At 55.7% G+C, this 23,854-nt stretch carries 23 protein-coding genes; 11 read left to right on the top strand and 12 right to left on the bottom strand.

Going from position 1 to position 23,854, the window contains the following annotated elements; genetic code table 11:
• A partial coding sequence (locus COO92_RS20510; RefSeq protein WP_133125099.1) for a DEAD/DEAH box helicase occupies nucleotides 1-1,161 on the bottom strand: 1,161 nt, incomplete at its 3' end.
• A gap of 381 nt (nucleotides 1,162-1,542) precedes the next feature.
• On the opposite strand from COO92_RS20510, the gene COO92_RS20515 reads away from it, so the two are divergent.
• Nucleotides 1,543-3,213, top strand: coding sequence for a methyl-accepting chemotaxis protein (locus tag COO92_RS20515; RefSeq protein ID WP_101304811.1), 1,671 nt, complete (start codon nucleotides 1,543-1,545; stop codon nucleotides 3,211-3,213).
• A gap of 86 nt (nucleotides 3,214-3,299) precedes the next feature.
• Here the strand turns inward: COO92_RS20515 and COO92_RS20520 are convergent, their stop codons facing one another.
• Nucleotides 3,300-4,160 (bottom strand): prephenate dehydratase, encoded by an 861-nt coding sequence (locus tag COO92_RS20520; protein WP_101304812.1) that lies wholly within the window; start codon nucleotides 4,158-4,160, stop codon nucleotides 3,300-3,302.
• A gap of 70 nt (nucleotides 4,161-4,230) precedes the next feature.
• A complete protein-coding gene (locus tag COO92_RS20525; RefSeq protein WP_101304866.1) occupies nucleotides 4,231-4,971 on the bottom strand; it encodes a 3-deoxy-manno-octulosonate cytidylyltransferase in 741 nt (246 codons plus the stop codon).
• A gap of 409 nt (nucleotides 4,972-5,380) precedes the next feature.
• Here COO92_RS20525 and COO92_RS20530 point away from each other — a divergent pair, with 409 nt between their 5' ends.
• The 4 genes from COO92_RS20530 (at nucleotide 5,381) to COO92_RS20545 (ending at nucleotide 9,280) form a co-directional block, all read left to right on the top strand.
• The gene (locus COO92_RS20530; RefSeq protein ID WP_101304813.1) at nucleotides 5,381-6,070 is read left to right on the top strand and encodes a c-type cytochrome; all 690 of its coding nucleotides are present in this window, start codon (nucleotides 5,381-5,383) and stop codon (nucleotides 6,068-6,070) included.
• A gap of 164 nt (nucleotides 6,071-6,234) precedes the next feature.
• Nucleotides 6,235-7,017 (top strand): histidinol-phosphatase, encoded by a 783-nt coding sequence (hisN, locus tag COO92_RS20535; RefSeq protein WP_101304814.1) that lies wholly within the window; start codon nucleotides 6,235-6,237, stop codon nucleotides 7,015-7,017.
• An 89-nt stretch (nucleotides 7,018-7,106) separates the two neighbouring features.
• Complete coding sequence (locus COO92_RS20540) at nucleotides 7,107-7,898, top strand: inositol monophosphatase family protein (protein WP_101304815.1); 792 nt, start codon at nucleotides 7,107-7,109, stop codon at nucleotides 7,896-7,898.
• Nucleotides 7,899-8,053: 155 nt separating this feature from the next.
• The gene (locus tag COO92_RS20545) at nucleotides 8,054-9,280 is read left to right on the top strand and encodes a cation:proton antiporter (RefSeq protein ID WP_101304816.1); all 1,227 of its coding nucleotides are present in this window, start codon (nucleotides 8,054-8,056) and stop codon (nucleotides 9,278-9,280) included.
• Between the two features lie 19 nt (nucleotides 9,281-9,299).
• Here the strand turns inward: COO92_RS20545 and COO92_RS20550 are convergent, their stop codons facing one another.
• From COO92_RS20550 to COO92_RS20570, 5 genes are all read right to left on the bottom strand, one after another.
• A complete protein-coding gene (locus COO92_RS20550; protein WP_101304817.1) occupies nucleotides 9,300-9,983 on the bottom strand; it encodes a LysE family translocator in 684 nt (227 codons plus the stop codon).
• Entirely contained in the window at nucleotides 9,983-10,480 is a 498-nt protein-coding gene (locus COO92_RS20555) for a DinB family protein (RefSeq protein ID WP_101304818.1), read from the bottom strand. The genes COO92_RS20550 and COO92_RS20555 overlap by 1 nt, the downstream gene beginning before the upstream one ends.
• Nucleotides 10,481-10,572: 92 nt before the next feature.
• The gene (locus tag COO92_RS20560) at nucleotides 10,573-11,520 is read right to left on the bottom strand and encodes a DMT family transporter (RefSeq protein ID WP_101304819.1); all 948 of its coding nucleotides are present in this window, start codon (nucleotides 11,518-11,520) and stop codon (nucleotides 10,573-10,575) included.
• A gap of 423 nt (nucleotides 11,521-11,943) precedes the next feature.
• Nucleotides 11,944-13,929, bottom strand: a complete 1,986-nt coding sequence (locus tag COO92_RS20565) for a potassium/proton antiporter (protein ID WP_240626546.1) — start codon at nucleotides 13,927-13,929, stop codon at nucleotides 11,944-11,946.
• 196 nt (nucleotides 13,930-14,125) lie between these two features.
• The gene (locus COO92_RS20570) at nucleotides 14,126-14,587 is read right to left on the bottom strand and encodes an Lrp/AsnC family transcriptional regulator (RefSeq protein WP_101304820.1); all 462 of its coding nucleotides are present in this window, start codon (nucleotides 14,585-14,587) and stop codon (nucleotides 14,126-14,128) included.
• 353 nt (nucleotides 14,588-14,940) lie between these two features.
• Between COO92_RS20570 and COO92_RS20575 the strand changes: the two genes are divergently transcribed.
• From COO92_RS20575 to COO92_RS20590, 4 genes are all read left to right on the top strand, one after another.
• Complete coding sequence (locus COO92_RS20575; protein ID WP_101304821.1) at nucleotides 14,941-15,924, top strand: DMT family transporter; 984 nt, start codon at nucleotides 14,941-14,943, stop codon at nucleotides 15,922-15,924.
• Nucleotides 15,917-16,861, top strand: a complete 945-nt coding sequence (locus tag COO92_RS20580) for a DMT family transporter (protein ID WP_101304822.1) — start codon at nucleotides 15,917-15,919, stop codon at nucleotides 16,859-16,861. Before COO92_RS20575 ends, COO92_RS20580 begins: the two co-directional genes overlap by 8 nt.
• Before the next feature lie 29 nt (nucleotides 16,862-16,890).
• Nucleotides 16,891-17,844 carry a DMT family transporter gene (locus COO92_RS20585; RefSeq protein WP_101304823.1) on the top strand — a complete coding sequence of 318 codons (954 nt, stop codon included), beginning with the start codon at nucleotides 16,891-16,893 and terminating at the stop codon, nucleotides 17,842-17,844.
• Nucleotides 17,845-17,959: 115 nt separating this feature from the next.
• The gene (locus tag COO92_RS20590) at nucleotides 17,960-18,721 is read left to right on the top strand and encodes an SDR family NAD(P)-dependent oxidoreductase (protein WP_101304824.1); all 762 of its coding nucleotides are present in this window, start codon (nucleotides 17,960-17,962) and stop codon (nucleotides 18,719-18,721) included.
• A gap of 144 nt (nucleotides 18,722-18,865) precedes the next feature.
• Here the strand turns inward: COO92_RS20590 and COO92_RS20595 are convergent, their stop codons facing one another.
• The 3 genes from COO92_RS20595 to COO92_RS20605 are packed head-to-tail and all read right to left on the bottom strand — an operon-like array spanning nucleotide 18,866 to nucleotide 20,505.
• A complete protein-coding gene (locus COO92_RS20595) occupies nucleotides 18,866-19,156 on the bottom strand; it encodes a 4a-hydroxytetrahydrobiopterin dehydratase (protein ID WP_101304825.1) in 291 nt (96 codons plus the stop codon).
• Between the two features lie 47 nt (nucleotides 19,157-19,203).
• Complete coding sequence (locus COO92_RS20600) at nucleotides 19,204-19,842, bottom strand: uracil-DNA glycosylase family protein (protein ID WP_101304826.1); 639 nt, start codon at nucleotides 19,840-19,842, stop codon at nucleotides 19,204-19,206.
• A 3-nt stretch (nucleotides 19,843-19,845) separates the two neighbouring features.
• The gene (locus COO92_RS20605) at nucleotides 19,846-20,505 is read right to left on the bottom strand and encodes a glutathione S-transferase family protein (protein ID WP_101304867.1); all 660 of its coding nucleotides are present in this window, start codon (nucleotides 20,503-20,505) and stop codon (nucleotides 19,846-19,848) included.
• 245 nt (nucleotides 20,506-20,750) lie between these two features.
• Between COO92_RS20605 and COO92_RS20610 the strand changes: the two genes are divergently transcribed.
• On the top strand, nucleotides 20,751-22,151 hold the full coding sequence (locus COO92_RS20610) for a leucyl aminopeptidase family protein (RefSeq protein ID WP_101304827.1): 1,401 nt from the start codon (nucleotides 20,751-20,753) through the stop codon (nucleotides 22,149-22,151).
• A 370-nt stretch (nucleotides 22,152-22,521) separates the two neighbouring features.
• Nucleotides 22,522-22,869 (top strand): MarR family winged helix-turn-helix transcriptional regulator, encoded by a 348-nt coding sequence (locus COO92_RS20615; RefSeq protein WP_101304828.1) that lies wholly within the window; start codon nucleotides 22,522-22,524, stop codon nucleotides 22,867-22,869.
• A 309-nt stretch (nucleotides 22,870-23,178) separates the two neighbouring features.
• On the opposite strand, the gene COO92_RS20620 is transcribed toward COO92_RS20615, so the two are convergent.
• The gene (locus COO92_RS20620) at nucleotides 23,179-23,850 is read right to left on the bottom strand and encodes a LysE family translocator (protein WP_101304829.1); all 672 of its coding nucleotides are present in this window, start codon (nucleotides 23,848-23,850) and stop codon (nucleotides 23,179-23,181) included.
• Between the last annotated feature and the right edge of the window lie 4 nt (nucleotides 23,851-23,854).

The raw sequence follows: 23,854 nt of genomic DNA on the forward strand, positions 1-23,854 counted from the left end.
GCCGCCAGCCGAACGGGCCGGAGGTGCTGCATGGAATTCGTGATTTTCGTCGATGGCAATGTCCTGTTTGATCAGTCGTTCAATGTTGCGCAGCAAACGAATGTCACGCGGTTCACAGAACGCAATTGCAATCCCTTCGGCACTGCCACGACCGGTACGACCGATACGGTGAACATAGCTGTCGGCATCTTGCGGCAGGTCATAGTTCACAACGTGGGTAATACCCGGAACGTCAATACCACGGGCCGCAACATCGGTTGCGATCAGAACCGGGAACTGGCCATTACGGAAATTACGCAGGATTTTCTGACGGATGCGCTGCTGTTTGTCGCCATGGATAGCATCGCTATCAATGCCTTCATCGCGCAGCTGGAACGACAGTTCGTCAGCGTCTGCCTTGGTTTTGGTGAAGACCAGAACGCGTTCGGTGTCATCACGTTTAAGAATCTGAACCAGAAGCTTGGTTTTGTCGTGACGTTTCACGAACATACCAATCTGGGTCACACGTTCGGTGACACTTGCCTGCGGTGCGGTTTCAACCTTGACCGGATCGCGCAGAAGGCGGTCGGTCAGATGTTTGACTTCTGCTGGCATGGTTGCCGAGAACATCACGGTCTGATGTTTGTGCGGCAACTGCTGTGCAACGGTCAGAACGTCTTCGGAGAAGCCCATGTCGAGCATACGGTCGGCTTCATCAAGGATGAAGACTTCGACGTCGTCGAAACGGATCGTATTACGCGACATGTGATCAAGCAGACGACCCGGGGTCGCAACCAGGATATCAACGCCACGGCGCAGTTCCTGAATCTGCGGGCCCATCGGGGAACCACCGAAAACAACAGATGAGAAAAGGCGGATGCCTTTTTTGAAATCACGCAGGCACTGGCCAATCTGGGTTGCCAGTTCACGGGTCGGCGCAAGGATAACTGCGCGCGGCTGGCCCGGTTTTGGACGCTGCGGATTTTCAGCAAGACGCTGCAGCAACGGAAGGCAGAACGCAGCGGTTTTACCGCCACCCGTATGGGAAATACCCATAAGGTCGTGCCCTTCGAGAAGTGCCGGGATCGTAGCAGCCTGAATTTCAGTCGGTGCGGTGAAACCGGAAGCTTCAACATTGCGCAGCAGGGGCTCGATAAGCTTGAGCCCTTCAAAATTAGTCATAAAGGAAAGTCCTTACGTTATCCGGTGGCGACATGTTAACGCCAATGACGCCTGCTCATACGCAATCAAGACCGGTAACGCGGCAAAGAAGCCACTGCGTCGGACCCTGCAAGAGAGGCAAATGATGTGAGGCCACAACGTCATCACGCTGTAACCACCCTCCTCGCCTTTGATACAGTTCCTGACAGCTGATTCTGTCTTTGCAAGCGAAGGAATGAGCCGGGTGATACAGGCCCTTTGAAACAATGTCAATCAAAGCCAACGCCGATCAGCCATGCAAAAACGCATTTGGACGTAATATATCTTCGAGAATTAACTGTTCTGTTTACAATTCATGGTCCCATAATCGTTATGTGACATGTGCTTAACAAGGGGACGGACATGCGATTTCGTGTTGTGACGGGGATTTTTTCAATCCCGGCAATTTGCCTACTGACGCTGCTGGCGATTATTTTCACGGTTGCGCTTAATTACCAGACCAGCCTTCGGAACGGAAAGTTTGAACAGATTTCGCATCTGACCGAAGGGGCGGTCACGATCGTCGATTCTTATGTTGCCAAGGCAAAATCAGGTGAGATGAGCGAAGCCGATGCCAAGGCCGCCGCCCTTGGTATTCTCAATGCGTATCGCTTTGACGGGGCCAACTACATCTTTGCCAGTGACTATGGCCACTGCATGGTTCTGGATCCGCTGAGCCCTGAAGACGTTGGTAAATGTAATCCCGACAGCAAAGTGCGCACCATGATCGTCAAAACCGCACAGGCCGGTGGCGGGATCATCACCTATGAAACCAAGAAACCCGGCGAAGGTGACCGACTGATTGAAAAGGCGGCCTATGTCCGCCCGATCAAGGAGTGGAACTGGGCGCTGGGGGCTGGCGTTTATATGGATGACGTACAGTCGGAATTCCTGACCATCATGCAGCGTATTGCGATTATTTCGGTGATCGCCATCGTGATTGCCGGCGTTATTTCCTGGTTCGTCGGGTCACGTATTGCCTCAAGCATCAAGGGCCTGAACACGTCCATTCGGACCATTGCGGAAGGCAACTACACCGCCGAGGTCGATAGCAACTCTCACTTCACCGAGATTAGCGACATGGCGGCAGGTGTTCTTGCCCTGCGCGATAAATCGGCACAGGCCCAGCAACTTGAAGCCGATGCTGCCGTTCAGAAACAGAAATCCGAACAGGAACGCCGGTCAAACATCCGTGCGATTGCAGAAAAACTTGAAAGCGAAGTGGGCGGCATCGCCGGTGCGGTCAACAGTTCTGTCGGGCGCAGCAACGATCTTTCGGTCAGCATGGCGCAAAATGCCGATGGTATCCTTGGCCAGAGCCAGCAGGTTGCATCGGCCGCCGGTGAGGTTTCGCAGAACGTTGATGCGGTTGCCGCCGCGACCGAGGAACTTTCATCCTCGATCACGGAAATCAATGTTCAGATTTCGCAGATGTCAAACACGGTGGAACGTGCCACCGATGAAAGCCAAAGTGCGTCAAACGATGTCGCGGGCCTGTCCGATACGGTTGAAAAGATCAAGGAAATCATTGGCCTGATCAATGATATTGCCGGTCAGACCAACCTTCTGGCGCTGAACGCAACGATTGAGGCGGCGCGCGCAGGCGAAGCGGGCAAAGGCTTTGCCGTGGTGGCAAACGAGGTCAAAAACCTTGCGACCCAGACCGCAAAGGCCACCGACGAAATCGCCGCCCAGATCAACGACATTGTCGATGGTACCGAACGGGCGGTAACGGGTATTTCGCGGGTTTCAGAAACCATCGAACAGGTGCGTGGTGCCTCCACCGCGATTGCCGCGGCCATTGAAGAACAAGGTGCGGCAACTCAGGAAATTTCGGGCAATGCCAACCGCAGTGCGGATGGTGTGAAACAGATTTCGCACAGTGTCGATGAAACCATGAAAAGCGCGCAAAGCACGACCGAGGATGCCGCCGAACTGAAATCGGCATCCGAAGAGCTTTCGAGCCGTTCGGCCGAACTGACCCAGATCATCAAGCGGTTCTCAAGCGATCTGATCAAACAGTCGGAAAGTTAAGTCCGTCGGACGTCTGACATTTTAAAGGGCCGGTCTTGCAAAAGACCGGCCCTTTTTTCGTGGCGTGCTCTACATGCTGCGGGGGATTATTCGGCAGGCAAATCGTTTTCGCGGCGGAATGTGTGGGCCGGATAAACACCGAGAATGCGGACTTCATGGGAGAAGAATTGCAGTTCTTCAAGCGCGTGGCGCAGACCAAGCTGTTCGGGATGGGCTTCGACCTCGGCGAAAAACTGGGTCGCGGTGAAGTGGCCCTCGACCATATAGCTTTCGAGCTTGGTCATATTGATGCCATTGGTGGCAAACCCGCCCAGCGCCTTGTATAGGGCGGCCGCCACGTTGCGCACCCGAAAGACAAAACTTGTCACAACCGGGGTGCCGTCATTGGCGATATTGAGCGGATCGCGGGCCAGAATGATAAAGCGCGTTGTGTTGTGTGCGGCGTCTTCGACTTCGGTGCGCAGGATATCAAGGCCATAAATCTCGGCCGCAAGGGCCGGAGCGATGGCGGCAATCGATTTATCACCAAGATCAGCAACTTCCTTGGCACAGCCTGCCGTATCGGAACCGACAACCGTGTTTACACCCAGTTCTTTGCGCAATTTGCGGCATTGGCCCAGCGCATGAACGTGGCTGCGGATTTCCTTGATTTCTTCGATTCTGGTTCCCGGCACGGCCACAAGGGCGTGATTGATCCGAAGGAACGTCTCGCCAATGATGTGCACACCCGACTCGGGCAAGATATGGTGCACATCGGCCACGCGCCCGGCGAGTGTGTTGTCAATCGGGATGACGGCCAGTTCAACATCGCCGTCTTCCAGTGCACTAAAGGCGCCTTCAAAGGTCCGGTAGGGTACGGTGGTTGCACCCGGAAAAGCACGCCGGGCAGCCTGATCGGAATAGGCCCCGTGCATTCCCTGAAAAGCGATCCTTTGTTGCGCGGTCATCTGGTTGTTTCCTGATACGTCAAAAGTGTTTTCGTCACGAACTTCAAGTGTTTGGGATAGAAAACCCCAATTACGCGCCCAGCACAAGGCGTGCGCGTTCAAGGTCCTCTGGGGTGTCGACCCCCAAGGGCACGCCATCGACCAATGCGACGGCAATCACCATGCCATTTTCAAGGGCGCGCAACTGTTCAAGCCGTTCGCGTTTTTCAAGCTCGGCCGGGGGCAATGCGACAAAACGATCAAGGGCCGCACGGCGATAGGTATAAAGACCGATGTGATGATAAAGCGGACCATCACCAAACGGTGCGGTCGCGCGGGTGAAATAAAGGGCGCGTGCGACACGCTGGCCGTTAAAGGCAACGACGGCCTTTACCACGTTGGGATTGTGGCGTTCTTCTTCGCGTTTGATTTCAGCCGCCAGGGTTGCGATATCGACCATCGGATCGGCAAGCGGATCAAACACCGCGCGGATGTCATCGGGCGAGATCGTCGGCAGATCGCCCTGCACATTGACCACCGCATCATATGTGCCATCGGGATCGAATGTTTGCAGAGCCTGATGCACACGGTCCGAGCCACTTGGCAAATCGGGATCGGTCAGAACCGCGATGCCGCCTGCGGCCTCAATCACATCGACAATTTCCTGTTCAGCGCAGGCGACCAGCACCGGGCCGATTTCGGCCTCCATCGCGCGACGCCAGACCTGCACAATCATCGGCGCGCCACAGATGTCGGCCAGCGGCTTGTTGGGCAGACGCATGGACGCCATACGGGCAGGAATAACAACAACAGGATTGCGCGGCGTCGACATTTTGGAACTCCGGTCAGGCAGCAGGGCCATATAGCGTGCCATATAGTTAGCCACATTTTGATTTCGCGCAAAGCATGCATGTTGCGCAAGATGCCAAAACATGGCTGTGAATCGGCGGGACAATAGCCGGTTTCAGGCAATAGGCAAAAGACAGAATCGTTTTTGCGGCAATCACGCGGGCCAGAGCCCAAAATTGTGCTAGACGAAAGTCTACTGCCTTTTGTTTTCGCCTTTATGTTTAAGAAAGGTTGATGCAAATCTCTGAAACGTATAGTTTCCCACCGATCAGTTTTGCCTGCTGTCACATGCGTGTTGCGTAAATTGGCGCAACACTAGGGGGACGCATGGGTAATCTGGTCTTTATTATAAAAGAAACCTGAGAGTGATTAGGCTGTAACGGGGTCCCGTCATGAACACGATGGAAATCAACAAGATCGTCGCCGGAGTCATTTGTGCCGTGCTTTTGGTAGTGGTTGTCGGGAAAATTGGTGGCGCACTTGTCCATCCCGAAGAGCTGGAAGCACCGGTTTATCCATTCTCCGAGGATGTGATGGCGGGCGCAAATACCGATGCCGCGGCGCCAAGCGAACCGGCAGGACCGGAACCGATCCTTGCCATGCTGGCATCTGCTGACCTTGGTCAGGGCGAAAAAGTCTTTAAGAAATGCGCATCCTGCCATGATGCGGAAAAAGGCGGTCCGAATAAAACCGGCCCGAACCTGTATGGCATCGTTGGCGCGCACTTTGCGCATAAAGACGATTTTTCCTATTCTGACGGCATGGCCAACCATGGCGGCAGCTGGGATTTTGCCAAGTTGAACGAGTTCCTTTACAAACCGCGCGATTTTATCGACGGCACGAAAATGAGCTTTGGCGGCCTGTCAAAGGCATCTGACCGCGCAAACGTCATTGCCTGGCTGAACAGCAAGTCTGACAGCCCGATGGCCTATCCGGATCCGGCGGAAGCCGCAGAAGCAGCCCCAGCTGAAGACGCTGCTGCACCGGCAGAGGATGCTGCGCAAGCAGCCCCGGCTGAAGATGCGGCACCGGCAGAAGGTGATGCAGCCCCAGCCGAAGGCGACGCAGCACCAGCGCAGTAACGGGCCTTAAACTGGACAGATTTTTCTGATCAGACATTGATTTTTTACAGGGGACAGGTAACTGTCCCCTGTTTTCGTTTCAGGGCTGGTTTTGGCCCTGTCTGATCGCGTCTTTCTTGCCGATTTAGACGCCGCGCCATCAACCATCACAGGGATGTGCCTTCATGGAAGATCTCGAGCCGTTTCTGACCATTGCCCACAAACTGGCCGATGCCGCCCGCCCGGTCGTGCGCAAATATTACCGCACCCCGGTTGCGGTTGATGTGAAGGCCGATGACAGCCCGGTCACCATTGCCGACCGCGAAGTCGAACGCACCATGCGCGAGATTCTGGGGGCCGAGCTTCCGGATCACGGGATTTTGGGCGAAGAATACGGTCGTGAGAATATGGACGCGGATTATGTCTGGGTGCTGGATCCGATTGACGGCACCAAGTCGTTCATTTCCGGCAAGCCAAGCTTTGCCACCCTGATTGCGCTTTGCCACAAAGGCAAACCGGTTCTGGGCATCATTGATCAGGCGATCACCGATGAACGCTGGGTCGGCGTTATGGGACAGGCCAGCACCATGAACGGCACCGAGATCAGTGCGCGCGACTGCGAAGACCTTAAATCCGCGACCTTCTTTACCACCGCACCCGAACTGTTTCGCGGCGATGCGGCCAAGGCCTATGACGCGGTTTCAACCAAATGCCGGGTGCCGATGTATGGGGTGGATGCCTATGCCTATGGGCTGACGGCCCTTGGTCTGGCCGATACGGTGGTTGAAACCGGGATGCAGGCGTATGATTTCTGCGCCCTTGTGCCCGTGGTTGAAGGGGCTGGCGGGGTGATGAGTGACTGGTCAGGCAACCCATTGACCATGGAGAGTGCCGGGGACGTTATTGCCAGTGGCGATGCGCGGTGCCATCACGATGTTTTGGTCACCATCAAAGCCGCAATGGCCTAACCTGGCCTATCCACTTGGGCCTGATTAATTTCTGCGACCCGCCAACTTGCCACTTGCCACCCGCCATCCGCCCAACAGGAGCCCCGACAATGACCAATTCCCATCCGTTTCTGGCCATGGCGCACAAGCTGGCCGATGTCGCCCGGCCTGTTTTGCAAAGCTACTACCGCAAGCCGGTGGAAATTGACGTTAAGGGTGACGCAAGCCTTGTCACCATTGCGGACCGGGAAATTGAGCGCGCGATGCGCGACATGATCAATGCCGAGCTTCCCGATCATGGGATTCTGGGCGAAGAACACGGATCAGAAAACCTTGATGCGGAATATGTCTGGGTGCTGGACCCGATTGACGGGACCAAATCGTTCATCGCCGGCAAGCCCAGCTTTAACACCCTGATTTCCCTGTGTCAGAACGGCAAACCGGTGCTGGGCCTGATTGATCAGGCGATTTTGGATGAACGCTGGATCGGGGTGACCGGACAGGCCAGCACGCTGAACGACAAGCCGATCAAGGCGCGCGCCTGTAAACATTTAAAAGATGCGACCATTTTCACCACCGGACCGGATCTTTTCATCACAACAAAGGCCATTGCCGGATATAAAGCGGCATTTGGGGCAGCACGCCATCCAATTTACGGCATTGATTCATATGGCTATGGCCTGATTGCCATGGGATTTGGTGATGTCTTGGTTGAGTCTAACCTGCAACCCTATGATTTCTGTGCCGCCGTGCCGGTCATTGAAGGGGCGGGCGGGGTGATTACCGATTGGGATGGCCGGGCATTGACCATCAACAGTGGTGATCTGGTGATTGCCAGTGGCGATGCCCGGTGTCACGGCGAAGGACTTGATGTGTTGCAGGCAGCCACCGCCAGATCATAGTCCCATAGTCCCATAGTCCCATAGTCCCATAGTCCCATAGTCCTATAGTCCTATAGTCCTATAGTCCTATAGTCCTATAGTCGGGCCTATATGCCTTTCCTGTCACAGCGGTTTAGGGCACTATCGCCAGACGGATCAAGAAGTTAGGCAGCATCATGTTCGAATGGGTGATCATCCTTTTTCTCGGATCGGGGCTGATATACGGGCTGCAATCGCGCCGGTTACAGCGGCGCAGCATTTCATCGCCGATGGTGATGGTGCTTGCCGGGGCTCTGATTGCCCTGCCACTTGGCATCTGGCACGAAGCACCATTGGCCCCGCTGGCTGATCGCATTCATTTCGCCACCGGCTTTGCCGAGATGACGCTGGCGATTATCCTGTTTCTGGATGCAGCCGTGCTTGATTACCGCAAGGAACGCCCGGCATTGCGCCTTGCCAACCGGTTGCTTTTGGTGGGATTGCCGCTGACCATCGGGGTGACATGGGCGTTTATCATCGGGATTGATCCAACGATTGGTATTTTACCCGCCCTTATTCTGGCCCTGATTGTCAGCCCGACCGATGCGGCCCTTGGCCAGCCGGTTTTCGAAAATAAAAAAGTCCCCGATGCGGTGCGCCAGGGCATTAACATCGAAAGCGGTTTGAATGACGGGCTGGTGTTGCCGGTCTTTACCACTGCGGTGTTGTTTGAGGCCGAATTACTTGGCGAAGGGCCCGGCAACTGGATCCGTGAAGCGGTGATGGAAATTTCCATCGGGGCCGGGGTTGGCATTCTGACCGGGATCGTCATTGGGTATGTGGTTAATCATGCGGTCACCCATCGCACCATTCTTGATCGGTTTGAACGGCTTTTGGGGGTGTTATCGGCCCTGTTTATTTATTTTCTGTCGGAAAAGCTTGGTGGCAACGGGTTTGTTGCCGCCTTTGCCGGGGGATTGGCGCTTAACATCACAAGCGACAAGGTGCGCGATGCGATTGAAAGCTTTGGCGAGGCCGAGTCAGAGCTTTTGACCATGCTGACCTTCTTTATCTTTGGCCTGCTGGTTGTGCCCGCCGTTTACGGGCTTTGGACGTGGCAAATGGTTGTTTTCTCGGTCGCGAGCCTTGTGGTTTTGCGGCCCGTCTGTGTGTGGATTTGCATGATCGGGAGCCCCTACTCACTGGCCGAAAAGCTTTATATCGGCTGGTTCGGGCCGCGCGGGATTGCCTCGATCATTTATTTGCTGATCATGGCCACCATGATTGACCCAAGCGGGCATGAAACGATTTATGCCGCGGTTGTGATGATTGTCTGTATCAGCATCATCGCCCATGGACTTAGTGCCGCCCCGCTGTCGCGCGCGCTGGTGACGCATCTGGCACGCACATCAAAATCATCCTGATATTTGGGGTAAATTCCGCTTATTGTTCGGTGATGGCGAGGCGCACACCAAGGGCGATAAACATCGCCCCAAGGGAGCGTTGCAGCCACGCGCCAATCGCGCCATTGCCCTTGATGCGAAGGGCCGCCGCCCCGACCAGCAGCACAATTGCACCTTCGACCACAAGCCCGATCAGATTGACTGTTGTGCCAAGGATGAGAAATTGCAGCGCGCCGTGTCCCTGTTCGGGATGCACAAACTGCGGCAAGAAGGCCATAAAGAAAATCGCGACCTTGGGGTTGAGCACATCAATCATCGCCCCCTGTCGCCATGCCTGAAAGGCGGTGACGTTATGGGCCGTGACGCGAGCGGATGCGATGTCGTCTATGTCTGAGGTGGGGTTGCTGGTGGTGGTGGCGGAGGCGGATTTGGCAAAACTGCTGCGCAGCGCGCCAAGCCCCAACCAGACCAGATAGGCCACCCCAACCCATTTGACGATGGAAAACGCCAGTGCCGAGGTCGCCAAAATGGCGGAAAGACCAAGAGCAGCAGCAAAAACATGGACAAATGCGCCCGAAACCACCCCAAAACTTGAGAAAAAGCCGATTTTGCGCCCATGCACCGCCGTTTGACCGATAATATAGGCCATATCAGGCCCCGGCGAGACGTTCAGCAGCACGGCCGCGATCAAAAACGGGGTGTATTGGACCAAAAGGTCAAGCATCACAGCAAATCTCGTGCGTAATAAACCAAATCAATCTCAAGCGGTTTGCCGCCTGCCTCAAGCAGCATGGATGACAATTGCCCGCGATGATGGGTTTGATGGTTGAACATATGTCCCAAAATCAGATCACGCGGCATGGTATAGGCCCCGGCCGAAACCGACTGATAGGTCAGATCGCTGGTCAGGACGTCTTCGGTCAGGCCATCAAGATACGCAATAATCGCCTCATCCTGTGCCTCACGCGCGACCCGCAAGTCGCCAAAGGCGTCAAACAGGATGGTATCAAGCGGCATGACTTCGGGCGCACCCAAAAGCCGCGACAACCACAGACGGTCGGCGACCAGAAGATGGTTCAGGGTGCGCATGATCGACGGGAAGAACGCGGTGCGCGGCTCATACAATGCGTCAGCCGGTAAAATGGCACAGGCCGCGTACAGATGACCATTGGCCCAATGATTATAGCCCGCCATGCGTTTGAAATAGGCAACGCCGTTCATGTGCTTTCTCCGTTCGTCTTTTATCGTCTGGGTTCGTCTTTGCGCGTTTTCAGTCTAACACATCACCGTCAGGGTAGCGGACATGTCAGCGATCAGACACCGGCTTGTTTGGGCTTGTCGTCGCAGACCGGTTCTGGCGTGACCTGTGCCAAGACAAGTGATGCCGGTTTGGGCATGCGTTTGGTCAGGATCACCACATTGCCCAGCATCGTCAGCCCGACACCCAGAATGATGTTACCGGTCCAGATGAAATCTTCAAACCATGTCGAGAGCAAAAGCGCCACCACCGGAAACATCACCGAACTATAAGACGCGCGGTCTGGCCCGATTTTGCCCAGCAACGTCAAATAGGTGCCAAACCCGATCACCGAACCAAACAGCGCCAGATAGACAAGGGCGGCAAGGAACGACGGGCTGGTATCAAACGTCAGTGGCACACCAGAAACCGCGATATAGCCAAACAGCATGACGGTGCCATACAGCATGCCAAAGGCATTGGCCTGCATCACCGGAATGCCCTGCGCGTGATTGCGCGCCGAGGCCATATTGCCAAGCGATGCGATATAGCTTCCGGCCAGCGACAGCAAAAGCCCGATGCTGCCGCCGGTTGCCAGATCAAAGGCGGCCAGATCGCGGGCAAACACCAACGAAATCCCGGCCATGCCCAGAACCGCGCCAATCATTGTGCGCGTTTCAGGACGGCGATGGAAAAAGATCGCGCCATTAATCATATTCATGATGACGATGGTCGAAAACACCACCGCCAACAGCCCGGAGGTCAGATGGATGCTGGCGATATAGATCAGCACGTAGTTAAACGAGAACAGGCAAACGCCAAGGGCGGCCATGAACAGATGATCGCGCAGCGAAAACCGCATTGGCAAGCGGCGCAGGCCACACCATGCCATCAGGATCAGGGTTGCCAGCGCAAAGCGATAGGCAACAGCGGCCTCGGGGGCGACGGAGAGCTGAAACTGGATCGCGATCCAGGTCGATCCCCAGATCAGCACAACAACCGCATATAATCCCAGTATGCCCATGACGGACTCCAACAAAAAGTGAAGCGGTAATCTAGGGTCTGAACCCAATTGAATGCTTGAAATGGCATCAGAACAAGCAAGACATGCAAGGAAATCTCCGCCGCGCGGGGTGTTGCCCCGGGCAAGGGGATTGACGCAGCAGGTCTCAGGTTGTCCTGATGTCCTCCGGATCGGAGGAATTTGCACGGGCTATTACGTCGCATCACCTTGCAAGGCAGCGAGCCTTGCTGCGGTAATGCTCCTGATATCCGCACAAATTCCTCGCGACCATTTTAAGCATTCAATTGGGTTCAGACCCTAGAGCAGAATCACGGGATTCACCAAGCCAGCATTTTTGATCACGGCATTAGGTGAGCTAATGCCAACACCCTGTTTGGCTTATCATCAACCGGGCCCGGCCGCCCCGCACAGCATGCCCCCACATCAGCCCCGTTTGCCATCATCGGCCGGGGTATCGGGATCGGCGTTATCATCGGGATCGGTGCCGACAGTTTCATCTGTGGTGCCGAGATCGCGTTGGGTGTCGTTATCGTCGTCATGCGCGGCATCGAGGATGCCTTGCTGGTCGGCCTTTGACGTGCTGCCGATTTGCAATGCGGCGTTTTTTTCGTCGCGGCGGCGTTTTTGCCAGTCTTTCCAGATGCTGAGAAGTTCGCTGCGTGACTGGAAGATCGGGATATTGCGTTTGGGTTTGGCAATCTGTTGTTCGACCGCCAGCCCGACGTCCGTCACACCATGTTCATCATCGGTGCGGCGCACGATCAATTCCACCGTGCCATAAGCAATCCGGTCACCCAGTTCGAGCGTGTCGGACAAATCACGTTCAAGGATATCAGCAACCGTGAGGTCGATGTCGTCCTCTTCGACCGCAAAGCCATACAGACGGCCGATATCGGCAATCCGGGTTGTCGCCGGGAAGCTGAAATCACCAAACAGTTCGACGTCATTGGCCCCTTCGGCCGGACCGGCAAACAGTTGATCAAGCAGGTCGACATGACGCGGCGGGGTGATGATATAGACCTGATCACCACCTTGGATCGGCCCGGCACTGTGCGGGCGAAGCGACGTGCCATCCCGCAAGATCAGGCTGGGGCGTGCCCAGCGCGGAATGCGTTGGCCGGTTGCCACCGCACTGGCGTCATGCACACGATAAATAACGACTTCCTGATTGGCATTGCCGGGCAATTCAAGATCAATACGGTCGACCGGACCATGGCGCGGCGGGACAATAATGCCCAACCAGCGCGCCATCCGCCGGATCGTCCAGCCCTGTAACAAAAGGGAGGTGATGACGACAATAAAGGCGGTGTTAAACAGAAGCTGTCCTTCGGGAACGCCTTCGACCATCGGCACAATCGCCAGCAGGATCGACACAGCCCCCCGCAAACCGACCCACGAAATAAACGCGGTATCATTGCGCGAGAAGTTAAAGAACATCAGACACAGCCACACCGCGACCGGGCGGGCGACAAACACCAGAACCAGTGCCAGAATGACACCGGGAATGATCACATCGCCAAATTCCGACGGGGTGGCCAAAAGACCGAGGGTGACAAACATCGCAATCTGGGCCAGCCATGTGGTGACATGCTGGAACCGTCGAACGCCGACGCTCATTTTCATGTTGCTGTTGCCGGCATACAGCCCGGCAACATAGACCGCCAAAAAGCCACTGCCGCCCAGAATGCTGGTGGCGCCAAACAGGCTGAGTGCGCAGGCCATGGTAATGATCGGCACAAGCCCCGGTTCAAGCTTGACCCGGTTGATCATTTGCACCAGCGCATAGCCGCCCGCCAGACCAAAAATCGCACCCAGACCGATTTGCAGGACAAAGCGTTGCAGCAATTCAAAGGCAACATTATCCCCACCGCCCAGCACGATCAGTTCGACCAGCGAGATGGTTAAAAACACCGCCATCGGATCGTTTGAACCCGATTCGACTTCGAGCGTGCTGCGCGTACGATCACGCAGATTAATCCCGCCAACGCGCAGCAGGAAAAACACCGCCGCCGCATCGGTCGAACTGACAATCGCACCAAACAACAAGGCAACAAGCCACGGCACACCAAGGACAAGCCATGTAATCGCACCAATGACACCGGTGGTGATCATCACCCCGAATGTGGCGAGCACAAGCGACGGCCCGGCAGCAATTTTTAACGTTCGAAGCTGGGTTTCAAAGCCGCTGTCAAACAGGATCAGGGCAAGGGCGATGGAGCCGATGAAATAGGCCAGCGGCGCATTGTCAAAATCAATGCCGCCAATGCCGTCTTCCCCCGCGCCAAGGCCGACAAACAAAAACACCAACAGCAAGGGGGCGCCAACCCGGAAGCTGACCAGACTTGTGAAAACAGCGACAATCACCAGAATCGATGCAATCAGGATAACCAGATTCATCGATTCAATCATGTTTGTCCCCTTTACCTTGGTTGCGTTTTTGCCAGTTGTCTGGATCGTTATCGGCACAAAACGTCATTGTTACGGCAACAATGGCTTTGTGTGCGATGACCTGACCGCCATTAGGGCATGAATTTATGAATATATGCCTGCGATCAAAAGCATTTCTCCCGTATGGTGATGGTTATCAGTCAAAACAGGATAATGTTTAGTCTTGTCCCGCTTGTGCCGGAACAAAGGCCGTTTCCTTTGCCGTTGACAGGGCAATTTCCGGCAATACTTCCAAAATGCCGCCAAGTTCCTTGATCGTGTCGGTGATGAAGCTTTCAAGATGGGCGGTATCGCGCAGGCGCAATTTCAACAGAAAGTCAAACCGCCCGGTCATGTGATGGCATTCAAGAACCTCATCGGCCTTGATCAGTGATTTCACCAGTTTTTTATTGCCTTTGGCCGGATCGGTGCGCAACCAGACCATGGCGGTCAATGCCCGTCCGATGGCGTGCGGATCAACCGCAATCTGATAGGATTTGATAATTCCCTGATCGCGCAATTTGCGCACACGATCATTCACCGCAGAGACCGACAATCCGACCCTTGTCCCAAGGACCGAATAGGATAGTGAAGCGTCTTCTTGCAGAATATCGATCAACTTGCGATCAATCGCATCCATTAAACTTCCCCCTGATGCATTCCTGTCGAGTTGCTTGATCTTACACGAAAATCAGCCGCCCGAGAACATTTCACCCCAAAGCAATGCGCCAGACTGTGAAATTCACGTGACGATTGGCCGCCATTGGCTTGCGGTTTTTCGATTTTTGCCGGTGTCAAACCACGAAATAATTCCTCATACCAATTGCCCGAAACGATTGCCTTGCCGGTTGGAAGACCGGGGGGCCGCCGATTGCGGCAAGACAGCCCCGTCAATTTGTCATACGATATTGAAAGATATATAGTTTCAACCTAATACCCCTGCCTGCCACCCAGTATCGCCCCCATTTTACCCCTATAAGGGTTCTGCCCCCAATGCAGCCTTCGCCCCCGACTGAACATAATGCCCTGCGCGGTACCCTGCTTATGATTGGGTCGGCCTTTTGCATGGCGACGATGGCGGTCTTGATCCGCTATGTCACCCATGATGTTCATCCGTTCGAAGCCGCTTTTTTCCGGAATCTTTTCGGTTTGGTTCCGATGTTGCCATGGATATTGACCCATGGGCGCACCGGGTTAAAAACCGAACGGTTTAAACTGCATTTTCTGCGCGCCGCCCTTGGCCTTGGCGCGATGCTGTGCCTGTTTTCCGCCCTTGCCATCACCCCGACGGCACAGGTGATTGCGATCAACTTTACGCTGCCGATCCTGACCACGGTGCTCGCGGCCATCATTGTGCGTGAGGTCGTACGCGCGCGCCGCTGGAGTGCGGTTGCCATCGGGTTTGTTGGCGCGATGGTCATCATCCGCCCGTTTGGACAAAGTTTTGAGACCGGCGCGATCCTGGCCCTGACAGCGACCCTGTTTATGGCGGCCGCCATGACGACGGTCAAGATGCTGTCGCGCACCGAAAGTGCCAATGCCATTGTCACGTGGATGGGGCTGATCATGACGCCGCTGTCGTTCTTGCCTGCGCTGTATTACTGGCAAACACCGACACTTTGGCAGTTTGCCGTGCTGCTTTTGATGGGGGGGTTCGCCACCGCCGGACAGCAGCTTCTGGTGCGGGCCTACCGCGCGGCGGATCAGTCCTATGTGATGATTTTTGATTTCCTGCGCCTGCCGTTTGTCGCGGCCATGGCGTTTGTGATGTTTGGCGAAGTGGTCGATATCTGGACATGGGCCGGGGCGGCCCTGATCATTGGGTCGGCCCTTTATATCGCGCGGCGCGAGGCCGTTTTGGCCAAGCAGGCCCGGATTGAGCCGCGCCTGCCGACCAGTGCGCCCGCCGACGCACAAGCCATTCCAGTGACCCGGGAGGATCGAAACATCGCGTCGGAAAGGAAACCCGATGCGTAGTTGGTATGCGGGCCTGCCGCCCTATTTGCAGGCGACGGTCTTTGCCCTGATCGGGACGGTGATGGCGGCGATGTCATCGGTCCTTGTGCGGTTGGTGACAGCCGAAATTGATCCGTTACAGGCGGTTTTCTTTCGCAATTTCTTTGGCCTGATCATGATTGCGCCCTTTGCGCTTCGATCCGGGGTGATGCAGCTTAAAACCCATCGACTGCCGATGTTTGGCCTGCGCGCCTTGCTGTCGATGGGGGCGATGAGTTGCTGGTTTTCCGCCCTTGCCTATTTACCGTTGGCCGAGGCGACGACGCTTAATTTTACCGTGCCGCTGTTTGGCACGTTTCTGGCCGCGATCTTTTTGCGCGAAACCATTCGAAAGTATCGCATTGCCGCCCTTTTGGCCGGGTTTATCGGGGTTCTGATCGTCATTCGGCCGGGCAGTGAGACCATGCAACTGGCAAGCCTTCTTCCGATTGCAGCAGCCCTTTGCATGGCGTCGGCGGGATTGACGATCAAGTCACTGTCAAAGACCGAAAACAGCACCACCATTGTGCTTTATATGATGCTTTTGATGACGCCAATGACCTTGATCCCCGCCCTTTTTGTCTGGCAGACGCCGGACTTGCCGACCCTTGGTCTTTTGGTCGGGGTCGCGGTTTTTGCCAACATCACACAGATTTGCAACACCAATGCGTTCCGGCTTTATGATTACAGCTTTGTGGTTGGGTTTAACTATCTGCGATTGCCGATTGTGGTTGGCATTGCCTTTGTCCTGTTTGGCGAAGTGCCGGAAATCTGGCTGTTGCCCGGGGCGGGGCTGATTATCGGATCGGCGTTGTTCATTGCGCGTCGTGAAGCCAAACTTGCCAAGGAAGCCAACCGCATCAACCGCGGCCCGACAGCGGCCACCAGTGACATCGAACCGCCATCAAAACGCCGATAAACCCGCGCGAAACGTGAGGATCGCTAAAAATGAAAGCATGGTTTGACCGCCAGCCCAACACGGTAAAGGCCAGCTTTTATGCCCTGTGTGCGGCCATCCTTGCAGCGTGCTTTACCCTGACCATCCGGTTTGCCACGGCGGAAATTCATCCCTATCAGGCGGTGTTTTTACGGTTCTTTTTCGGTGTGATCCTGATTGCGCCGATGGTGCTGCGCAAAGGGTTGGCGGAGCTTAAAACCACGCGCCTGCCGTTGTTTGGGCTGCGCGGGGTGTTGTCGGCAGCGGAAATGTGCCTGTGGTTCATGGCGGTTTTGTATTTGCCACTGGCCGAGGCCACCACGCTTAATTTCACTGTGCCGCTGTTTGGCACCATTTTGGCGGCTGTGGCCTTACGCGAAACCGTGCGCGCCCATCGCTGGATCGCGGTTGTGGTCGGGTTTGTCGGGGTTGGATTGATCATTCAGCCCGGGTCAGATGCGATGCATCTGGCAAGTATCCTTCCGATTGCGGCAGCGCTGTGCATGGCCTGTGCGGGCATGATCACCAAACGGCTGGTGGCGACCGAAAGCACCACGTCGCTTTTGTTTTATCTGATGATCATTACAACTCCGGTGTCGCTGATCCCGGCGCTTTTTGTCTGGCAGACACCGAGCCTTGAGGCTTTGGGCCTGATGGCCGTTGCGGCATTGATGATGAACGCCATGCAGATGTGCAATATTCAGGCATTGCGGTTGGCCGATTACAGCTTTTTTGTCGGGTTTTCCTATTTGCGCCTGCCGATCATCGCGATCCTCGCCCTGATCCTGTTTGGCGAGGTGCCCGACATCTGGATTTTGCCCGGTGGGGCGATGATTATTGGGGCTGCGATCTATGTCGCCGTTCGGGAACGCAAGCTTGCCGCAACCAGCACCCAAACACCACAAATCCCGGCACAAGACCCGCAAACCGCAACGATTGTTGGCCGAAAAACCAATGGCCTGTGATGCCATTACCCGGTGTTTTATCCCTGCCTGCAATTGCCCTTGCCCGATAAAGGTATAATTTGGTATAGAAATACCAATTAGAGAAAATACCAGATATCAAGGGAGGCTTCACGTCATGCAGGTCAAAGGATCAATTGCCATTGTCACCGGGGCGGCGTCCGGGCTTGGGGCGGCCACCGCCGAGGTTTTGGCCAATGCGGGTGCGAAGCTTGCTGTTTTTGACTTGAACGAAGACGGGGCCAAGGCGACCGCGCAAAAGCTTGGCGGGGTTGGTTTTGGGGTGGATGTTTCCGATGCCGCCAGCGTTGAAACGGCGGTTGCCGAGGTGGTCAAGACCATGGGGCGTCCGTCGATCCTGGTCAATTGTGCCGGTATCTTGCAGGGCGAACGCATTGTCGGGCGAGAAGGCCCGGCGGATCTTGAGGCCTTTTCGCGGGTTATTTCCGTCAACCTGATCGGGACGTTCAACATGATGCGGGTTGCCGCCACCGCCATGAGCAGCAACGAACCGGGGCCATCGGGCGAACGCGGGGTTGTGATCAACACCGCATCGATTGCCGCATATGAAGGGCAGATCGGACAGGCAGCCTATGCCGCGTCCAAGGGTGGGGTGGCGTCGATGACGCTTCCGGCCGCGCGCGAACTGGCCCGCCATGGCATCCGGGTTGTATCGATTGCGCCGGGCATGTTTGGCACCCCGATGGTCACCGCCCTGCCCGATGAAATGCAGGAAGCACTGGCATCGAACATCCCATTCCCCAAACGTCTGGGCGATCCACACGAATATGGCCGGTTGGCGTTGCATATCTGTGAAAATCAGATGATCAACGGCGAGACCATCCGCATCGACGGCGCGGTCCGGCTGGAACCGAAATAGTCCCGCACGGTTCTGCCCTACACGACCGCAGCCAGAACACCCTGCCGATCCCACACCGGCAGGGTGTTTTTTTGTGAAACAGCACCAGATTCCCGCCTTCGCGGGAATGACGATCAGGGCGGAAAGGGTGATTGGGATCAGGACCTATTTATCGACAACCGTGTTGCAGAAGGTCGCAAGATCAATGTCCTTGGCCGTAACACCCCCGGCATCATGGGTGGTCAGGGTGACGCCGACCTTGTTGTAGACATTGAACCATTCGGGATGGTGATCCATTTTGTCGGCCATGATCGCCACACGGGTCATGAACCCGAAGGCGGAATTGAAATCGCCAAACATGTAAACGCGGCCAATCGACAGGCCGTCTTCGGCAAGATCCCAACCGGGAAGGTTGGTCAGGGCGGTCTGGATTGCAGCTTTTTCGAGTTTGCTCATTATTGCCTCCTAGTTTTTTATCGCGTCATTGAACCACAAAAGCGCGATTAACCCAACAGGGCCTGTACCTTGGCGCGCAGGACCGGCAAAAGGCTGGCTTCAAACCACGGGTTCTTTTTCATCCATGCGGTGTTGCGCCAGCTTGGATGGGGCATGGGTAAAATGTTATCTGGCAGATAATCGGCAAACTGATGCACGGTTTGGGTCATGGTTTTGGCCCGGCGTTTGCCAAGATAATACCTTTGCGCATATTGCCCGATCAAAAGGGTTAATCCGATATCGGGTAAATGCCCCCGCAAGGCATCATGCCACGTCGGGGCACATTCCGGGCGGGGCGGTAAATCGCCCCCGCGCGCCATGCGGCCGGGATAACAAAACCCCATCGGCATAATGGCAAGCTTGGCCGGATCGTAAAAATCATCAACCGACAGCCCCAGCCAGTCGCGCAACCGATCGCCCGACGCATCATTCCATGGCAGGCCGGTTTCATGCACCTTTGTCCCCGGTGCCTGCCCGATCACCAGAATGCGGGCCGATTTTGCCATGCGGACCACCGGGCGCGGCCCCAACGGCAGGCTATCGGCGCAAATCGCACAGGCCCGCACATCAGCCAGCAGGGCATCAAGGGCCGCGTCCGCGCCGGGTGGGTCAATTTCGGGCAGTTTTCCGGGTTTTAGTCCGGGCATGGGTTATTTCACCTCGGAATCCTCGATGACCCATTCTTCGGCGGCCGCATCATTGTACCATGCCTTCATGTCGGGCAGGCCAAGGATGGTTTCCATATAGGCATTGCCAATCGGGTCAAGTTCCACGCCATAGGTTTTAAACCGGGTGACCACCGGCGCATACATGGCATCGGCAATCGAAAAATGGCCAAACAGGAAGTCCCCGCCCTGCCCGTATTGGGTGCGGCAGGTTTTAAAAATCTCGCCAATGCGGGCGATGTCGGCGTCCACGCCGGGGCCGCGCCCCAGACCGGGCAATGATTTACGGCAATTCATCGGCATGTGACTGCGCAAGGGGCCAAAGCCGCCATGCATTTCAAGCGATACAGCCCGCGCAATCGCCCGGATATCCATATCCAGCGGCCAGAGCAGCGTATCGGGTTGAGTATCGGCGATATATTCAAGGATCGCCATGGCTTCCCAGATGGTTTTGCGCCCATCGAAAAAGGCCGGGACCTTGGCCGTTGGCGAAAACACCGGCGCCTGTGCGGCGAAGGCGTCACTGCGCAATTGAACGAGTTTTTCTTCAAAGGCGACATTGGCGACTTTGAGCCCCAACCACGCCCGCAGCGACCAGGACGAATAATTTTTATTGCCGATATAAAGGACAGGAAGCGTTTCCATGGCGGAGCCTTTTGACCAATGGGGTTGAGATACAGCGTTACTATCTTTGCTTTGCAAAGCCGGTTCAAGCACCCATGCGGGGAATTCTTTTCCCCAATTGCCCAAAGCCCATGGCAGCCGTAAGATCACGGAATATATCTTGCACTTGGCATCTTACGGTGAAAGGCGGGCGGCATCACCGCCGCATATAACGCCCTTGAGCATAAGTAACGCCAGAAACACGTCACCAGCAGGGAAGTCATACATTGTACGACCACATTATCGCACTCGATACATCCGCAAACCCGATCACCATCACCCCGATTGCCGAAGGCGATTTTGCCGCGTGGCTGACCGATCAGCCCGCCAATACCAAGGCATGGATTGCCGCCAACGGCTATGAGGCAAAACGCGGCACGCATCTGGCGTTGCCGGCAAATGGCGGCGGGCTTGGCACCGTTTTGGTCGGCTACCTTGATGATGCCAAGGCCCTTTGGGACTTTGCCGCACTGCCCTTGGCCCTGCCCGAGGGGACCTATGCGTTTGAGGATGGCTTTGCGAAAAATGCAGCGCTTTATGAAAAGGCTGCCCTTGGTATCTACCTTGGGGGGTATCGGTTTGACCGGTATCGCAAGGATGATGGCAAAAAGGACAAACGTGCGAAAATCGCCCTGCATGACATCACTGCGACCAAACGGGCCGAGAACGTTGCACGTGGCATCGGACTGGCGCGTGATTTGATCAACATCCCGGCCAATGACATGGGCCCAGCCGAACTTGAAGCCGCGGCAAAGCATCTTGGCGCGGAATTTGGCGCCAAGGTCAGCGCGATTGTGGGTGAAGAATTGCTCAAGCAAAACTTCCCGGCCATTCATACGGTCGGGCATGGCAGTGACCGCGAACCGCGCCTGATTGATTTGCATTGGGGCGATGACAGCGCGCCGAAAATCACGCTGGTCGGCAAGGGAGTGTGTTTTGACACCGGCGGCTATGACCTGAAACCATCAAGCAACATGTTGCTGATGAAAAAGGACATGGGCGGTTCGGCACAGGTTCTGGGGCTGGCGCGCATGATTATGGCCGCGAACTTGCCGGTCCGGTTGCGCGTGCTGATCCCGGCGGTTGAAAACATGGTGTCGGGCCGGGCCTATCGCCCAAGTGACATTTTGCAAACCCGCAAAGGCATCACGGTTGAAGTTGGCAATACCGATGCCGAGGGGCGGCTTGTCCTGTCTGATGCCCTGACCGAGGCCGCGTCGGAAGACCCCGAGATGCTGCTTGATTTCGCCACCCTGACCGGGGCTGCACGTGTGGCCCTTGGCCTTGGTTTGCCAGCCCTGTTTTCCAATGATGATGATCTGGCCAATGGGTTGATGGAAAATGGGCTGGCGCTGCATGACCCGATGTGGCGGTTGCCATTGTGGGATGAGTATCGCCCGATGCTTGATAGCAAGGCGGCCGACATGAACAACATTTCCGGCAGCCCGTTTGGCGGTGCGATCATTGCCGGTCTGTTTTTGGACCGGTTTGCCGAAGGGGCAAAAAGCTGGGCGCATATTGATTTGATGGCCTGGAACCCGACCGACCGACCGGGTCGCCCAACCGGTGGCGAAGCACAGGGAATTCGGGCCGCCTTCAAGCTGATCGAGGATCGTTTCGGTAAGTAAACTAAACCCAAGAGCCTTTTCCCTCTGGGCTTGATCGATTTTGTTCGTGCTTGGCGAAGTGTTTGGCAAGGCACAGCGCGCAGGACGATGCGGCGCGTCGTTCAAGCGGTGTAACGATGCGAAACATCGCCAAACACGAACCCTTCGGGCCGGGACCTTCTTCTGCCCCGCAGCGTCAAGGGTCTTGACCGTAGCACCGCTACGCTCTGCGATCATTTCCTTGCCGGACAGAAGAAGCCCTCCGGCAAAACGTTTCAACCCAGAGGGAAAAGGCTCTGGATTGTACATTTCCCAATTAGACCTTTGACATCTACGCAGGGGTCAGGTAGACAGATTACGTATTCGTAACAAATAATTGTTGGGCACAAGCATGTCGATCGAGATCAAACCGTCCAAGGCCCTCGACCTTTGGCGTATCGCGATTGTAGAAAGCGTGCGTCGGGATTCCCCCGATTTATCTGCTCGGCAAATGGCTTTGTTATTGAACGTTTACCTGACCCCGGCACCGCATACCGTGCGTGGATTGTCAGATGCGCTTAACATCTCCAAACCGGCTATCACCCGTGCCCTTGACCGCCTGAGTTCGCTTGGCATGGTCAAACGCAAGGTTGATGAAGACGACCGTCGTTCGGTGCTGATTCAGCGGACGGTTAAGGGATCTGTTTTCCTGCGCGAGTTTGGCGATATCATCGTCGCGGCAGGCAAAGAAACCGAATAAGCTGCCTCTGGTTCGCGGTCACACGACCGTTTCCAGTTTGAATTTTGCCCCGTTTGGGCGGTAAATTCGCAATATGACCGCCCATAAGACGATTTAGGGCAGCAATCCTTTCCTTTGTGCAAATTCCATTCTTCTTATACAGCCAAAAATCGCTATATACAGACCAGTTGGTATGTAACAACTGCTTCGCGCATCTCGCCCATCCCCCTGTTTTCACGTTTAAGAACAAGGGGATAAGTGAATTAAAATCAGCACATATAAGATAACTGCGGGTGAATTTCGCCAGATACGCCGTGCTGCGCGAAAAGGTCAGTGACGGGTGCCCGCACTGCTTTCTGGCATCTCAATCAGCGATAAAAGGGCCGCAGCAGCGATCAAAACAGCCCCGGAGACCCGTGCCACCACATTTGTCCCACCGCGCTGCACCAGCCAAGGCATCACCCGGGCGGCCCCCATCGCGTAAATCATTACGAATGTGTAATCAAGAACAACGAAGGTCACACCAAGGATCAGCAACTGCGGGATCAAGGCGGCGGTCGGATCGACAAATTGCGGGAACAATGCCCCGAAAAACGCGATGGCCTTTGGATTGCCCGCCGCGACCAGAAAACCCTCGCGGAACAGTTTACGGCGACGGACGGGTTCATAGTGGCCCGCCGGGTTCGTTTTGATATCGTTCTGAACCTTGTTTGCCCTGGATTTGCGGAAAAGGGCTGTTAGCCCCATCACCAGAAGAAAACCAACCCCGCACCACTTCACAACCGCGAATGCCGTCGCCGACGTTGCCAGAAGCGCCCCAAGACCGACAGCAGCAACCACCATCTGGATCATGTTTGCTGTCACATCGCCCAAGGCCGTCATCAAGGTCGGGCGCGCACCATAGCGCAGCGCATGCGACATCCCGATCAGAACACTGGGCCCCGGTGTCAGGACCAGCAAAAAGACAAGGACGGCAAAACTCAGCCAGGTTTCAAACGGCATGATG

The sequence above is a fragment of the Thalassospira lohafexi genome (assembly GCF_002844275.1).
Lineage (GTDB): Bacteria > Pseudomonadota > Alphaproteobacteria > Rhodospirillales > Thalassospiraceae > Thalassospira > Thalassospira lohafexi.

What these genes read in the sequence shown, in the direction of transcription:
- COO92_RS20585 (WP_101304823.1), top strand. Translation starts at nt 16,891, where the DNA reads ATGAAAGCATGGTTTGACCGCCAGCCCAACACGGTAAAGGCCAGCTTT.
- COO92_RS20525 (WP_101304866.1), bottom strand. Translation starts at nt 4,971, where the DNA reads ATGTCGACGCCGCGCAATCCTGTTGTTGTTATTCCTGCCCGTATGGCG.
- COO92_RS20555 (WP_101304818.1), bottom strand. Translation starts at nt 10,480, where the DNA reads ATGAACGGCGTTGCCTATTTCAAACGCATGGCGGGCTATAATCATTGG.
- COO92_RS20620 (WP_101304829.1), bottom strand. Translation starts at nt 23,850, where the DNA reads ATGCCGTTTGAAACCTGGCTGAGTTTTGCCGTCCTTGTCTTTTTGCTG.
- COO92_RS20600 (WP_101304826.1), bottom strand. Translation starts at nt 19,842, where the DNA reads ATGCCCGGACTAAAACCCGGAAAACTGCCCGAAATTGACCCACCCGGC.
- COO92_RS20530 (WP_101304813.1), top strand. Translation starts at nt 5,381, where the DNA reads ATGAACACGATGGAAATCAACAAGATCGTCGCCGGAGTCATTTGTGCC.
- COO92_RS20570 (WP_101304820.1), bottom strand. Translation starts at nt 14,587, where the DNA reads ATGGATGCGATTGATCGCAAGTTGATCGATATTCTGCAAGAAGACGCT.
- COO92_RS20580 (WP_101304822.1), top strand. Translation starts at nt 15,917, where the DNA reads ATGCGTAGTTGGTATGCGGGCCTGCCGCCCTATTTGCAGGCGACGGTC.
- COO92_RS20560 (WP_101304819.1), bottom strand. Translation starts at nt 11,520, where the DNA reads ATGGGCATACTGGGATTATATGCGGTTGTTGTGCTGATCTGGGGATCG.
- COO92_RS20575 (WP_101304821.1), top strand. Translation starts at nt 14,941, where the DNA reads ATGCAGCCTTCGCCCCCGACTGAACATAATGCCCTGCGCGGTACCCTG.
- hisN (WP_101304814.1), top strand. Translation starts at nt 6,235, where the DNA reads ATGGAAGATCTCGAGCCGTTTCTGACCATTGCCCACAAACTGGCCGAT.
- COO92_RS20540 (WP_101304815.1), top strand. Translation starts at nt 7,107, where the DNA reads ATGACCAATTCCCATCCGTTTCTGGCCATGGCGCACAAGCTGGCCGAT.
- COO92_RS20595 (WP_101304825.1), bottom strand. Translation starts at nt 19,156, where the DNA reads ATGAGCAAACTCGAAAAAGCTGCAATCCAGACCGCCCTGACCAACCTT.
- COO92_RS20565 (WP_240626546.1), bottom strand. Translation starts at nt 13,929, where the DNA reads ATGATTGAATCGATGAATCTGGTTATCCTGATTGCATCGATTCTGGTG.
- COO92_RS20590 (WP_101304824.1), top strand. Translation starts at nt 17,960, where the DNA reads ATGCAGGTCAAAGGATCAATTGCCATTGTCACCGGGGCGGCGTCCGGG.
- COO92_RS20520 (WP_101304812.1), bottom strand. Translation starts at nt 4,160, where the DNA reads ATGACCGCGCAACAAAGGATCGCTTTTCAGGGAATGCACGGGGCCTAT.
- COO92_RS20515 (WP_101304811.1), top strand. Translation starts at nt 1,543, where the DNA reads ATGCGATTTCGTGTTGTGACGGGGATTTTTTCAATCCCGGCAATTTGC.
- COO92_RS20545 (WP_101304816.1), top strand. Translation starts at nt 8,054, where the DNA reads ATGTTCGAATGGGTGATCATCCTTTTTCTCGGATCGGGGCTGATATAC.
- COO92_RS20550 (WP_101304817.1), bottom strand. Translation starts at nt 9,983, where the DNA reads ATGCTTGACCTTTTGGTCCAATACACCCCGTTTTTGATCGCGGCCGTG.
- COO92_RS20605 (WP_101304867.1), bottom strand. Translation starts at nt 20,505, where the DNA reads ATGGAAACGCTTCCTGTCCTTTATATCGGCAATAAAAATTATTCGTCC.
- COO92_RS20615 (WP_101304828.1), top strand. Translation starts at nt 22,522, where the DNA reads ATGTCGATCGAGATCAAACCGTCCAAGGCCCTCGACCTTTGGCGTATC.